This is a genomic window from Promicromonospora sp. NPDC090134 (genome assembly GCF_044746965.1).
Taxonomy (GTDB): Bacteria; Actinomycetota; Actinomycetes; order Actinomycetales; family Cellulomonadaceae; genus Promicromonospora.
In genome coordinates this window covers 1,205,131-1,217,389 of sequence record NZ_JBIVCZ010000001.1, presented here as the reverse complement: position 1 = coordinate 1,217,389, position 12,259 = coordinate 1,205,131, and the positions used below count along the sequence as shown (strand labels likewise).

At 73.0% G+C, this 12,259-nt stretch carries 12 protein-coding genes; 4 read left to right on the top strand and 8 right to left on the bottom strand.

The window, feature by feature from the left end; translation table 11 throughout:
* Window positions 1-51 precede the first annotated feature (51 nt).
* The 3 genes from dgoD to ACIPN7_RS05345 are packed head-to-tail and all read right to left on the bottom strand — an operon-like array spanning window position 52 to window position 2,862.
* Window positions 52-1,200 carry a galactonate dehydratase gene (dgoD, locus tag ACIPN7_RS05355; RefSeq protein WP_400538732.1) on the bottom strand — a complete coding sequence of 383 codons (1,149 nt, stop codon included), beginning with the start codon at window positions 1,198-1,200 and terminating at the stop codon, window positions 52-54.
* Between the two features lie 10 nt (window positions 1,201-1,210).
* A complete protein-coding gene (locus ACIPN7_RS05350) occupies window positions 1,211-1,822 on the bottom strand; it encodes a 2-dehydro-3-deoxy-6-phosphogalactonate aldolase (protein ID WP_400538730.1) in 612 nt (203 codons plus the stop codon).
* Window positions 1,819-2,862 (bottom strand): 2-dehydro-3-deoxygalactonokinase, encoded by a 1,044-nt coding sequence (locus ACIPN7_RS05345; protein WP_400538728.1) that lies wholly within the window; start codon window positions 2,860-2,862, stop codon window positions 1,819-1,821. The genes ACIPN7_RS05350 and ACIPN7_RS05345 overlap by 4 nt, the downstream gene beginning before the upstream one ends.
* Window positions 2,863-2,930: 68 nt before the next feature.
* On the opposite strand from ACIPN7_RS05345, the gene ACIPN7_RS05340 reads away from it, so the two are divergent.
* On the top strand, window positions 2,931-3,752 hold the full coding sequence (locus ACIPN7_RS05340) for an IclR family transcriptional regulator (protein ID WP_400538726.1): 822 nt from the start codon (window positions 2,931-2,933) through the stop codon (window positions 3,750-3,752).
* Window positions 3,753-3,787: 35 nt separating this feature from the next.
* On the opposite strand, the gene ACIPN7_RS05335 is transcribed toward ACIPN7_RS05340, so the two are convergent.
* From ACIPN7_RS05335 to ACIPN7_RS05320, 4 genes are all read right to left on the bottom strand, one after another.
* Entirely contained in the window at window positions 3,788-4,447 is a 660-nt protein-coding gene (locus tag ACIPN7_RS05335) for an OmpA family protein (protein ID WP_400538724.1), read from the bottom strand.
* Window positions 4,444-5,088, bottom strand: a complete 645-nt coding sequence (locus tag ACIPN7_RS05330) for a hypothetical protein (RefSeq protein ID WP_400538722.1) — start codon at window positions 5,086-5,088, stop codon at window positions 4,444-4,446. The genes ACIPN7_RS05335 and ACIPN7_RS05330 overlap by 4 nt, the downstream gene beginning before the upstream one ends.
* Window positions 5,089-5,235: 147 nt before the next feature.
* Complete coding sequence (locus ACIPN7_RS05325) at window positions 5,236-6,981, bottom strand: ABC transporter ATP-binding protein (RefSeq protein ID WP_400538720.1); 1,746 nt, start codon at window positions 6,979-6,981, stop codon at window positions 5,236-5,238.
* Window positions 6,978-8,849 (bottom strand): ABC transporter ATP-binding protein, encoded by a 1,872-nt coding sequence (locus ACIPN7_RS05320; RefSeq protein WP_400538718.1) that lies wholly within the window; start codon window positions 8,847-8,849, stop codon window positions 6,978-6,980. The genes ACIPN7_RS05325 and ACIPN7_RS05320 overlap by 4 nt, the downstream gene beginning before the upstream one ends.
* A gap of 63 nt (window positions 8,850-8,912) precedes the next feature.
* On the opposite strand from ACIPN7_RS05320, the gene ACIPN7_RS05315 reads away from it, so the two are divergent.
* From ACIPN7_RS05315 to ACIPN7_RS05305, 3 genes are all read left to right on the top strand, one after another.
* Window positions 8,913-9,320 (top strand): DUF3817 domain-containing protein, encoded by a 408-nt coding sequence (locus tag ACIPN7_RS05315; protein WP_400538716.1) that lies wholly within the window; start codon window positions 8,913-8,915, stop codon window positions 9,318-9,320.
* A 21-nt stretch (window positions 9,321-9,341) separates the two neighbouring features.
* Entirely contained in the window at window positions 9,342-10,022 is a 681-nt protein-coding gene (locus ACIPN7_RS05310) for a YceI family protein (RefSeq protein WP_400538714.1), read from the top strand.
* A 70-nt stretch (window positions 10,023-10,092) separates the two neighbouring features.
* Window positions 10,093-11,259 (top strand): MalY/PatB family protein, encoded by a 1,167-nt coding sequence (locus ACIPN7_RS05305; RefSeq protein WP_400538712.1) that lies wholly within the window; start codon window positions 10,093-10,095, stop codon window positions 11,257-11,259.
* 78 nt (window positions 11,260-11,337) lie between these two features.
* Here the strand turns inward: ACIPN7_RS05305 and ACIPN7_RS05300 are convergent, their stop codons facing one another.
* A complete protein-coding gene (locus tag ACIPN7_RS05300; RefSeq protein ID WP_400538710.1) occupies window positions 11,338-12,240 on the bottom strand; it encodes an SURF1 family protein in 903 nt (300 codons plus the stop codon).
* Window positions 12,241-12,259: the final 19 nt, after the last annotated feature.

Here is a 12,259-nt window from a genome sequence, read left to right as displayed (position 1 = left end):
GGCAAGTCTAAGTGCCCGACGGCGGCCCGGCGCCCCACGGCGGAGTTGGGCTCACCACTCGGCGAACGACCCGTCGTCGTGCCGCCAGACCGGGTTGCGCCAGCGGTGCCCCTCCGCGGCGCGCTCCCGGACGTAGTCCTCGTTCACCTCGATGCCCAGGCCGGGGCCCTGCGGTATGGCGACGGAGCCGTCCTCGTAGGCGAAGACGCCGGGGTCGACGATGTAGTCCAGCAGGTCGTTCGCCTTGTTGTAGTGGATGCCCAGGCTCTGCTCCTGGATCACCGCGTTGTACGCGACGGCGTCGAGCTGCAGGCAGGCGGCCAGCGCGATCGGGCCGAGCGGGCAGTGCGGCGCCACGGCGATGTCGTAGGCCTCGGCCATCGCGGCGATCTTGCGCACCTCGGTGATGCCGCCGGCGTGCGACAGGTCGGGCTGGATGATGTCGACGACGCCCGTCGTGATGACGTTCTTGAAGTCCCACCGGGAGTACAGCCGCTCGCCGAGCGCGATGGGCGTGGTCGAGTTCCGCAGCACGTCGGCGATGCCGTCGACGTGCTCGGAGAGCACGGGCTCCTCGACGAACATCAGGTGGTAGGGCGCCAGGGCGTCGAGCAGCACCCGCGCCATCGGCCGGTGCACCCGCCCGTGGAAGTCGACGCCGATGCCGATGTTCGGCCCGACGGCGTCGCGGACCGCCGCCACGTTGGCGACCACCTTCTCGACCTTGTCGCGGGAGTCGACGTACTGCAGCTCCTCCGGACCGTTCATCTTGACCGCCGAGAAGCCGCGCTCGACGGCGTCCTTCGCCTGGGCCGCGGTCTCGGCGGGCCGGTCGCCGCCGATCCACGAGTAGACCTTGATCCGGTCGCGCAGCCGGCCGCCGAGCAGGTCGTGCACGGGCACACCGAGCGCCTTGCCCTTGATGTCCCACAGCGCCTGGTCGATGCCGGCCAGGGCGCTCATGTGGATGCCGCCGCCGCGGTAGAACCCGGAGCGGTACAGCACGGTCCAGTGCTCCTCGATCCGGCGGGGGTCCTTGCCGATCAGGTAGTCGGACAGCTCCTCGACGGCGGCGGCGACGCTGGCCGCGCGGCCCTCCAGGACGGGCTCGCCCCAGCCGACGATCCCCTCGTCGGTCTCGATCTTGAGGAAGAGCCACCGGGGCGGCAGGACGAATGTCGTCATCGACGTGATCTTCACGGCTTGCCTCTCAGTTGTTCTGGTGCCAGATGCGGACCAGCTCGGCGGCCCGCGCGGCGACCGTCGCGGGCTGGTCGCCCGGGCGGTAGAGCGACGTCCCGATGCCGGCCCCGGCCGCGCCGGCCCGCGCCCAGTCGGCGAGGTTCCCGGCGTCGACGCCGCCCACGGGGACCAGCGCGGTGCCGCTCGGCAGCACGCTCGCCCAGGCCCGCATGCCGCCGATGCCGACCGCCGAGCCGGGGAAGAGCTTGATCGCCCGGGCGCCCGCGTCCAGCGCCGCGAAGGCCTCGGTCGGCGTCGCCGCCCCGGGGTAGCTCTCCAGCCCGAGCCGCACGGTCTCGGCGATCACGTCGGGCCGGGTGTTCGGCGAGACGATGAGCGAGGCCCCGGCGTCGGCCGCCCGGCGCACGTCGTCCGGGCTGAGCACGGTGCCCGCCCCGACGCGGCGGTCGGGCGGGCCGGCCGCGCGGATGCGGCGGACGGACTCCAGCGGGTCCGGCGAGTTGAGCGGTACCTCGACGGCGTCGAACCCCGCCTGGAAGACGGCCTCCGCGACGGCGACGGCGTCGTCGGGCGTCACCCCGCGCAGGATGGCGATCAGGCCGGTGGACCGGGTGTTCATGCGAGCTGCTCCTGGGTCGGGTCGAGCGAGGTGGTGTCGAGCGAGGCCAGGCCGGCGTCGAGGGCGACGCGCCACAGGCCACGGGCGGTGGCGTCCTCGCCGACGACGCGGACGGTCACGCCGCTCCGCTCCAGGGCGAGGCGGTAGCGGTGCGTGGTGGACGGCGACCCGCAGAGGACGACGACGCCGGTCCGCTCGGCGCGCAGCGCGTGCCGCACCTCGGCACCGATCAGCAGCCCGGACAGGTAGTCGGCCACGTCCTGGCCGGCGAGGCGGCCGGCCAGCACGAGCGTGCGCGCCGTGAACAGCAGGGCCGGCAGGCCGCGCGCGTCCCCGTGCTCGGCCTCCGCCTCCAGGCCCCAGGTGAAGGCGTCCGAGGCCTCCGTGCCGGGCTCCCCCTCCACGAGCCGCCCGAGGATGCTGTCGCGCAGCAGGAGGCCGTAGAGCTCTCCGGTCATGGCGGTGGTGAAGCCCGCGACGCAGCCGCCGTCGAGCCGCACCCACTTGGAGTGCGTGCCGGGGAGCACGACGGTCTGCCGGCGGTCGGGGGCGGCCGGGTGCCCGGCCGGGGTCTGGTGCTCCGGAGCGATCGCGGCCAGCGCGCCGACGAGCTGCACCTCCTCACCCCGCATGACGTCCGGGAGGGGTCCCGTGGCACGCAGCCCGGGAACGAGGTGGACCACGGAGTCGCCGGCCGGCACGACCGTCAGGCGGTAGGCGAGGCCGCCGAGCTCCGCCGGCACGTCCAGGTACCCGGCGTCGGCCCAGCCGAGGTTCGACCCCGCCATCCCGGAGCACAGCACGGGGATGCCGGGGTGCTCGTCGAGCCAGGGCCGGCACAGGCGGGAGAACGTCGCCTCGAAGACGGCGGCCCGCGCCCGGGCCGAGTCGGCCCGCTCCGACAGCGAGAGCGCGCCGTCCGCCGTCCGGATGCCGTCCACGACCGCACCCGTGGCGTCCACGAGCCAGGCACGGAACGTCGTCGTGCCCCAGTCGAGGGCCACCAGCGCGGCGTCGCGCCTCGGTGCGTCGTCAGCCATGTGCTGGACGCTAGTCCGTGGTCCCGATAATCCGAACTGCATCCCTATTATCGGGATACCGTGGGCCGATGACCGCCCCGTCCGAGGCCCCCGCGCCCCGCGCCCGGGACGAGATCGCCGCCGCTCCACCGGGCACGCAGACCCTCGCGCGGGGCATCGCTGTCGTGAACGCCGTCGCCCGCGGCCGCACCCGCCTGCGGGAGATCTCGGCGGAGACCGGCGTCGGCCGCAGCACCACCCACCGCCTGCTCCAGCTCCTCCTCGCCACCGGCTACCTGCGCCAGCACGACGACGGCGCCTACGCGCTCGGCCCCGCCCTCATCGAGCTCGGCTACCAGGCCCTGCAGGAGAACCCGGTGACCGGGGTGGCCGCCCCGGTGCTGCGAACCCTGGCCGAACGCGTGCACGACACCGTGCACCTGGCCATCGAGGACCGCGGGCAGGTGCTCTACCTCGACAAGATCCCGGGCACGCGCGGGGCGGTGATGCGCTCGCAGATCGGGCACCGGATGCCGCTGACCCGCACGGGCATCGGCAAGGCGCTGCTGCTGGACTCGCCCGGGCGCTGGAGCGAGCGGTTCGTGGCCGAGCGGCCCGCCGGCGCGGGGCACGGCCTGGCGCAGGACGTGCTCACCGTCGAGGCGTTCGTGCAGGTCATGGAGACCTCCGCAGAGCGGGGCGTCGCTTTCGACCTGGAGGAGAACGAGCCGGGCATCCTCTGCGTCGCCGCGCCGGTACGCGACATCTCGGGCGCGATCGTTGCCGCGATCAGCGTCACGGCGACCCGCCCGTACATGCCGCCCGAGCGGTTGGAGACACTCGCCCCGGTGGTGCGCGACGCCGCCGGCCGGATCTCGGCGGGACTCGGCCGGCGGCCGGCGCTGGGGTGACGGTCAGCCGGCGGGACAGTCAGCCGGCGGGACAGTCAGCCGGCGGGGCGGTCGTAACCGACCTCGACCCGCCGGTTCTTGGCCCGGCCTGCCGGGTTGTCCTTCCCCTCGACCTCGTTCTCGGCGATCGGCTGCTTCTCGCCGTGGCCCTTCACCGTGAGCCGCAGGTCCGGCCGGGCGTCCCGGAGGATGTCCGCGACCGCGTCGGCCCGCCGCTGAGACAGCTGGTCGTTGAACGTGTCGTCGCCGATCGAGTCGGTATGACCGTCGACAGCCACCTTCGCGCCCTGCGGAATGTCGTCGAGCAGGCCGCGGATCGCCTCGTCGGCACTCTCGGTGACCTCGTGCTCACCGAACCGGAAGAGCAGGTCGGAGGTCAGGCGGACCGTGGTCGCCTCGTCCTCCTCGACCACCGTCTCCAGCGGGGTGGTGGAGTCATCGGGCCGCAGGTCCCAGGTGGCGTCCGCGGGCACCAGGTCCCACCAGGCGTCGTCGGGCAGCAGATCGAAGGTGGCGTCGGCCCGCATGGTGTCGGTGATCGTCACCGACTCCAGCCGCTCCACGTCCGCCTGCTGCTGCTCGGCGATCTCCGCCATGAGCGCCGGGTCCGGCGAGGACGGGGGCGACGGCGGCGCCGAGCCGAGCACCACGCCGACGGCGAGCGCCGCCGCCAGCGCCCCGGAACCGAGCGTCACGAGTCGCCGTCCAGGTAGGTCACGTCCGCCTGGGTGAACCCGGGCAGACCCTCGATCGGCATCACGTCGACGGTCCTGGGCTTGCCCTCGGGGGCCGGAAGGGAGGCCCAGCCCTCGACCGTGCCGTGGTTGGGGAACTTGGTGAAGACCTCGTCGCGTGCCGAGGCGAGCATCGAGGCCTTGCACCGCGTCGCGTCCGCGACGTCCCCCTTCCACGAGCCGTCGGTGCAGAACGGCCGGTAGACCTTCAGGTTGGTCGCGTCGATCACGCTGGCCGCGGTCCCCAGGCCCATGTCGTAGTAGGAGAGCGCCGCATCCGGTTCGGCGTCCTCGCTGTCGAAGCGCACGGCCCACCGGACCGTCATGGTCTGCTCGGAGACGTCCACCGAGCGCAGCGTGAGCGTGATCGTGCCCTTCACCCCCGCGTCGCCGGGGACGTCCGACGTCGTCTCGGCCATGGACCCGGTGACGGTGCGCGCCGACCCTGTGGCCTCCACAGGACCAGCGGCCGCACCTCCGGCTCCGTCACCGGCTGCCGCTGCGGCACCGGCCGGCCCGTCTCCCGGCTCACCGGTGCAGGCGCTCAGCGCGAGCACCCCCGCCACGACCAGTGCGACAACCCGACCCGACGTTCGCCTCATGCGTCTCCCTCTCGCGGAAATCGACCTCGTCGAGGCCGACCGAGGCGAACGTGCCACAGCACTGGTCCCCAACGCACACATAATTCCTGGGGACCTCTACCCCTGGACACCGGGGACCACTCGTGCTGGCGGTCGTCGTCCGCTGCCCTACTCGTGCTGCCAGCTGTGCCAGAGCTTGGCGTACTCGCCGCCCGCGGCGACCAGCTCGTCGTGCGGGCCGATCTCCGTGATGCGGCCGCCGTCGAGCACCGCCACCCGGTCGGCGTCGTGCGCCGTGTGCAGGCGGTGGGCGATCGCCACGACCGTGCGCCCGTCGAGCACCGCGTTGAGCGAGCGCTCCAGGTGGCGGGCCGCGCGCGGGTCCAGCAGGGAGGTCGCCTCGTCGAGCACTAGCGTGTGCGGGTCGAGCAGCACCAGCCGCGCGAGCGCGACCTGCTGCGCCTGCGCCGGGGTGAGCTTGTACCCGCCGGAGCCGACCTCGGTGGCGAGGCCGTTCTCCAGCGCCTCCACCCAGCCGTGGGCGTCGACGGCGCGCAGCGCGGACATCAGCTCGTCGTCGTCGGCCTCGATCTTGGCGAGCCGCAGGTTGTCCGCCAGCGACCCCACGAACACGTGGTGCTCCTGGGTCACGAGCGCCACGTGCTTGCGCAGGTCCTCCAGCGGCAGGTCCACCAGCGGCACGCCGCCGACCTCGACCCGGCCGCCCGTGGGCGGGTGGATGCCGGCCAGCATGCGGCCGAGGGTCGACTTGCCGGAGCCGGACGGCCCCACGATCGCCAGCCGCTCCCCCACCTTCAGGTCGAGGTCGATGCCGTGCAGCACGTCCGTGCCCGCGCGGTAGGCGTAGCGGACATCGGTGCCACGCACCTCCTCGTCGTCGGGCTCGGCGTCGCCCGCCGTGCGGTCCGCCGGCACGAGCCGGACCCCGATGATGCGGGACAGGGACGTCGCGGCCACCTGGATCTCGTCCAGCCAGAAGATGAGCTCCCACACGGGACCCTGGAGCTGGTAGGTGTACATGACGATCGTCGCCACCACGCCGATGGTCACCACGCTCTCGGAGGCCAGGAAGACGCCCCACACGAGCACCGCGAGCGGCGCGACCATGAACGCGAAGTCCACGCCCGGGAACAGCACGGTGCGCAGGTTGAGCGTCCCGCGCTCGGCCTGGAAGGCCTCGCGCAGGTCGTCGTCGCCCCGCGCGGTGCGCCGGCGCCCGATCTTGAGCGCGTCGATCGTGCGCGCACCCTCGACGGACTCGGTCACGGTGCCGTCGAGCAGCGCGTACGCCGCGGACTCGCGCTGGTAGGCGGGCGCCGCCCGCTTCAGGTACCAGCGGGCGACCGCGACGAGCACCGGCACGCCGACGAACATCGCGATGGCGACCAGGGGCGAGACCAGGAGGCTGACCGCCGACGTCAGCACGAGCGTCACCACGGCGATGACCAGCCGCGGCACACCGAAGCGCACGGCGTTCTGGATGCGGCTGACGTCGCGGGTGGTGCGCGCGATGAGGTCGCCGGTCCCCGCCGTCTCGACCGTGGACAGCGGCAGGGCCGTGACGGTCTCGACGAACTCCTCGCGCATGTCGGCGAACACCGTCTCGCCGAAGACCATGGCGCGGCGCTGCGCGAACCGGGTGATCAGCGACTGCAGCACCACGGCCGCGACGGCGGCGAGCACCAGGTTGCGCACCACCTCGAGGGTGGTGCCGTCGGTGACGGCGTCGACCAGCCTGCCCAGCACGAACGGCCCGGCCAGCCCGGCGATCGCAGCCACCGTGTTGGCAACGGTGATGATGATCAGCGGCCTGCGGTGCCGGCCGAGCAGCGTGCGCGTGTACCGCCAGGTCTCGGCGGCGTCGGCGATCGGCAGGATCTTTCCCGTGCTCATGCCTTGCCTCCTTCCCCTGCGTTCGTGGTGCCTGCGTTGGTGGTGCCCGCGTTCGTGCCGCCCAGCAGCTCGTCGAGCTCGGCGTCCAGGTCGTCGTCCAGCGAGCGGCCGACCACCCGCCGGTACCGGGCCGCCTCGCGCCCGCCCGGCGCGTTCGTGGGCAGGTCCAGCAGCTCGCGGTGCGTGCCGTGCGTGACCACACTCCCGTCGTCCAGGAAGATCACGTCGTCCACATGGTCGAGCACCAGCGGGCTCGCGGTGACGATCAGGGTGGTCCGGCCCCGGCGCCACTGCGTGAGCCGCTGCGCGATCCGCGCCTCGGTGTGGGCGTCGACCGCCGAGGTGGGCTCGACGAGCACCAGGACCTCCGGGTCCGTGAGCAGCGCCCGCGCGAGCGCCACGCGCTGCCGCTGCCCGCCCGACAGCGAGCGCCCCTTCTCGGGGATCTCGCCCTCGATGCCGTCCGGCAGGGACTCCAGCACGTCGTGCGCGTCGGCGATGTGCATGGCCCGCAGCAGCGCCTCGGAGTTCGCGGAGTCGCGCACGTCGAGCTCGCCCGCGAGGCGGCCGGAGAACAGGGCCGGGGTCGCGTCCGCGACCACGATCCGCTCGCGAAGCTCCGCCTTGTCGAGGTCGGCCAGCCGGACGCCGCCGAGCGTGACCGGGGTGGCGGTCTCCGCGTCGTCGTCGAACCGGCCCATCCGGACCGCGACCTGCGCCGACTCGTCCGGGTCCGCGCTGACCAGCGCGACGACCCGGCCGGGCCGGAGCGTGACGCCCGTGGTCTCGTCGACCAGCGGCACGCCGGCCGGCGGCATGTCGGCGGTCGACACCTCGGCGCCGGTGGCGGGCACCACCTGCAGCACCTTGACGACCTTGCCCGCCGCGACGTGGGCCTTGGTGACCACGTTGACCGACTGCACCAGCAGGTGCACCGGCCACGACAGGAAGGACGCGTACCCGTAGAACGCGACGAGCTGACCCGTGGAGATCCGCCCCGCGATGGCCTCCGCCGCGCCGAGGTAGACCACCAGCGCGATGAACAGCCCGGGCAGCAGCACCTGCAGGGCGTCGAGGATCGACTGCGTGCCGGCGACCGCGACGCCCGCCTGCCGGACCTTCTGCGACTGGTCCTGGTAGCGGCCGGTGAAGACCTTCTCGCCGCCGATGCCGCGCAGGATGCGCAGGCCGGAGACGGTGTCCGCGCCGAGCGTGGTGAGCCGGCCCTGCGCGTCGCGCTGGTTCTTCTGGTGCTTCTGGAGCGGCTTGACCAGGAGGGCGAGGATCGCCGCCACGACCGGCAGGCCGAGCGCGATGACGAGCCCCAGCGTGACCGACTGGTTCAGCATCAGCACCACCACGATGCCGTAGGTGGCGACGCTGCCGATGGTCTGCGCCGCGATGCCGAAGACCTCGCCGATGCGCATGGTGTCGTTCGCGACGGAGGACACCACCTCGCCGGTGGGCAGCTCCTTGGTGATGTTGTGCCCCGACCGGGCCACGGTGCGCGTCACGAGCTGTGACGTGCGGAACGCGGCGTGCATCCACGCGGTGATGTCCCACCGGTGGCCGATCGCGTTCGAGGCGATCCAGACGAGACCGACGCCCAGCATGACGGCCGCCCACGTCCACGTGGTGCGGTCGAGCCCGGACGCGGAGGCGCTGTCGATGATGCGGCCCAGCAGGAACGGCTGGAAGGCGCTGCAGGTGAACGAGAGCACGCCGAAGAACATCGCCACGAGCAGCACGCGCAGCTGCTTCCGGGCGAGCCACAGGAGCAGGGTGAGCGGACCGCGCAGCGGCGGGGTGCCGGGATCGGCAAAGGGGAGGGGGCGCACGACAACCACCGTACGGAGCACCACTGACATTGATCCACGCTTTATCCACAGGGTGCGGATGGCACCCCCGCGGACGGCATATCCTCGTTGGTTGTGAGCACCCCTCAGACCACTCCCGAGATCTCCGCCGAGGCGGCCGCCACCGCGATCCGCAAGGCCCGCGGCGCGATGTCCCGCTACCGCTTCATGGCTCTGGTCACCGGTGTCATGCTGCTGATCCTCTGCGTCGAGCTGGGCATCAAGTACGGCCTCGGCGCGCTGACCGACGTCGACGGCATCATGCCGTTCATCGCGTGGGTGCCGTTCGCGCACGGCTGGATCTACGTGGTGTACCTGATCACGGTCGCCGACCTGTGGTCCAAGATGCGCTGGGGCTTCGGCCGCCTGGTCACCATGGTGATCGCGGGCGTGATCCCGGTGATGTCGTTCGTGCTGGAGAAGAAGGTGCACGCCGAGGCCGAGGCGAAGCTCGCCACGCTCGAGGCGCGCTACCTCTCCTGACCCGCGTGAGACCGTAGAGCCATGGGTCGCAAGATCGCCGTCGCGCTGGCCGTGCTCGTCGTCCTGGCCGCCCTCGGGTTCCTTGCCACGCGCATCTACGCCTCGATGCAGACGGGCGACGACGTGCCCGCGCCCGCCGTCGGCTCGTCCGCGCCCGCGGCCACGGCCGACGTCGCGGACCTCGACGGCGACTGGACCGTGGCCGACGACTCCGAGGCCGGCTACCGCGTGGACGAGGTGCTGTCCGGCCAGGACGTCACCGTCGTCGGCCGCACCGAGCAGGTGACGGGCTCCGGCACCGTGGCCGACGGCGAGCTCACCGCCGCGACCGTCGAGGTCGACCTCGCGAGCATCACCACCGACGAGTCCGCCCGGGACGGCCAGTTCCAGGGCATCCTCGACACCCGCACCCACCCCACGGCGACCTTCGAGCTCACGGACCCCGTGGACATCACCGCGGTGGCCGACGGCGGGACCGTCACCGTGGACGCGCGCGGCACGATGACCATCAAGGGCATCGCCCAGGAGGTCACTGCGGGCCTGGAGATCCGGCTGGCGGACGACGGCGGCGACGTCGTCGCCGAGCTCGCCGCGACCGTGCCCGTCACGTTCGCGGACTACGGCGTCGAGGCCCCCGACCTGGGCTTCGTCACGGTGGAGGACGACGGGTTGGTCGAGGCCGAGCTGACCCTCACGCACTGAGCGCGGACCGCTCCCGTTCGACCTCCGGGCACCCGGACGACGCCCGCGCCGTACCTGGTTCAATGCGAGCGTGAACGCCCACCCCTTCGACGCCCTCACCGCCGACCGCCTCCGCGCGAACGGCAGCCTCAAGTGGACGGCCTTTCCCGGCACGATCGGGGCCTGGGTCGCGGAGATGGACTTCCCGACCGCCCCGCCGATCGCCGCCGCGCTGCACGACGCCGTGGACCGCAGCCTGCTCGGCTATCTCCCGCCGGCGCTCGTCACGGGGATGTCCGAGGCGTACGCGCGGTTCGCGGCCGACCGCTACTCCTGGACCGTGGACCCGGCGCGGGTCCGGCCGGTCTCCGACGTGCTGACCGCGCTGGACGAGGTCATCAAGCACTTCTCCCGGCCCGGTTCGCCGGTGATCGTGCCCACGCCGTCGTACATGCCGTTCCACACCCTGCCGGGCGAGCTGGGCCGCAAGGTGATCCAGGTCCCGATGCTGCGGGACGCAGAGGGCCGGTACACCTACGACCTCGACGCGCTGGACGCCGCGTTCGGCGCGGGCGGGCACCTGATGATCCTGTGCAACCCGCACAACCCGATCGGCCGGGTGCTCGAACCCGCCGAGATGCTGGCCGTGGCCGAGGTCGTCGACCGGCACGGCGGCCGTGTCTTCGCCGACGAGATCCACGCCCCGCTGGTCCACCCCGGCCGCCGGCACGTCCCGTACGCGTCGCTGAACGAGACGACGGCTGGGCACACCGTCACCGCCACGTCCGCGTCGAAGGCGTGGAACCTGCCGGGCCTGAAGTGCGCACAGCTCGTGCTCTCGAACGAGGCCGACGCGCGGCTGTGGCACCAGGTCGGCGAGCGCGTCGAGGAGGGGCCCTCGACGCTCGGCATCCTGGCCAACCAGGTCGCGTACGACGACGGCCGCGACTGGCTGGACGACGTCGTCGCCTACGTGCGCGGCAACGTCACCCGGCTCGGCGAGCTGCTCGAGGGGACGGGGATCGGCTACCGCGCGCCCGAGGGCACGTACCTGACCTGGCTGGACTGCCGGGGCCTCGACCTGCCGGGCGCGCCCGCGAGCGCCGCCGCCTGGTTCCGGGAGCACGCGGGCGTCGTCCTGGTCGACGGCGCCGAGTGCGGGGACGCGGGCCGCGGCTTCGTACGGTTCAACGCGGGCATGCCGCGCCCGCTGGTGGAGGAGGCGGCGAGCCGCATGCTGGCGGCTCTCAACCGCTGAGGCTCCTCACCTTTGAGGCCCGGCTTTCTCCGCTTTCAGCAGCCCGAAAGCGGAGAAAGCCGGGCCTCAAAGGGAGGCTCACGCCGCCGGCAGCCCCGCGATGCCCGTGTCGGCGTCGGTCGGGGCGCCGCCGCGGCGTCCGCCCGCCATCTCGTCCCGCACGAGGCGCACCCAGAGCAGCACGGCGAACCCGCCGAACAGCCACCATTGCAGCGCGTAGAAGATGTTCTGCAGGTTGGCCCCCGAGCCGCCGTCGATCGTGGGGCGCGGCAGGGCGGCGACCCCGCCCTCCTCGGGTGACCCCGGGCCCGACGTCAGGACGGCGTACCCGGTGTAGATGGGCCCGCCCCACTCGTTGACCAGCGCGCTCAGCGCGATCTGCTCGGTCTGCCCGTCCACCACGGCGGCGCTGCCAGCCGTCGCCTCGCCCGCCTGCAGCCAGCCCGTCACCTCGACCTCGCCGGCGGGCAGCGCCAGCGTCTCGGCGTCCGCGGGCGTTGCCACCCAGCCCTCGACGAGTGCGAGCACCGGCGCGCCGGACAGGTCGGCCCAGGACGCGCCGTCGGTCCCGTCGTCGGACACCCGGAAGGGGGTCAGGACGAGGTAGCCGACGCGGCCCTCCAGCACGCGGCCCGGGACGAGCAGCGTGCCGGACGGCTCGTACTCGCCGGTCACGCGCACCTCGCGGCCGACGAGCTCGCCGGGAAAGCTCTCCTGCGGCGTCAGCACGTCGCCCAGCCAGGCCGGGCCCGCGGCGGCGGTCTCGGCCGCCTCCTGCTGCGCGGCCAGCTCCGCCCGCTCGTAGGCGCGGTCGAGCTGCCAGGCGCCCAGCCGGCCGCACACGAACGCCGCCAGCACGAACACGAGCAGCAGCCCGATCATCCGGGGCTGCGTGGCCACCTGGAGAAAGGTGCGACGTTCGGTGGTGGGTTCGACGTCGATCACCTTCGACGGGGATGTGCTGGGGGCACTGACGGGCATAGCCTCAACGGTAGCCGCC

What these genes read in the sequence shown, in the direction of transcription:
- ACIPN7_RS05350 (WP_400538730.1), bottom strand. Translation starts at nt 1,822, where the DNA reads ATGAACACCCGGTCCACCGGCCTGATCGCCATCCTGCGCGGGGTGACG.
- ACIPN7_RS05345 (WP_400538728.1), bottom strand. Translation starts at nt 2,862, where the DNA reads ATGGCTGACGACGCACCGAGGCGCGACGCCGCGCTGGTGGCCCTCGAC.
- ACIPN7_RS05340 (WP_400538726.1), top strand. Translation starts at nt 2,931, where the DNA reads ATGACCGCCCCGTCCGAGGCCCCCGCGCCCCGCGCCCGGGACGAGATC.
- ACIPN7_RS05330 (WP_400538722.1), bottom strand. Translation starts at nt 5,088, where the DNA reads ATGAGGCGAACGTCGGGTCGGGTTGTCGCACTGGTCGTGGCGGGGGTG.
- ACIPN7_RS05325 (WP_400538720.1), bottom strand. Translation starts at nt 6,981, where the DNA reads ATGAGCACGGGAAAGATCCTGCCGATCGCCGACGCCGCCGAGACCTGG.
- ACIPN7_RS05320 (WP_400538718.1), bottom strand. Translation starts at nt 8,849, where the DNA reads ATGTCAGTGGTGCTCCGTACGGTGGTTGTCGTGCGCCCCCTCCCCTTT.
- ACIPN7_RS05310 (WP_400538714.1), top strand. Translation starts at nt 9,342, where the DNA reads ATGGGTCGCAAGATCGCCGTCGCGCTGGCCGTGCTCGTCGTCCTGGCC.
- ACIPN7_RS05300 (WP_400538710.1), bottom strand. Translation starts at nt 12,240, where the DNA reads ATGCCCGTCAGTGCCCCCAGCACATCCCCGTCGAAGGTGATCGACGTC.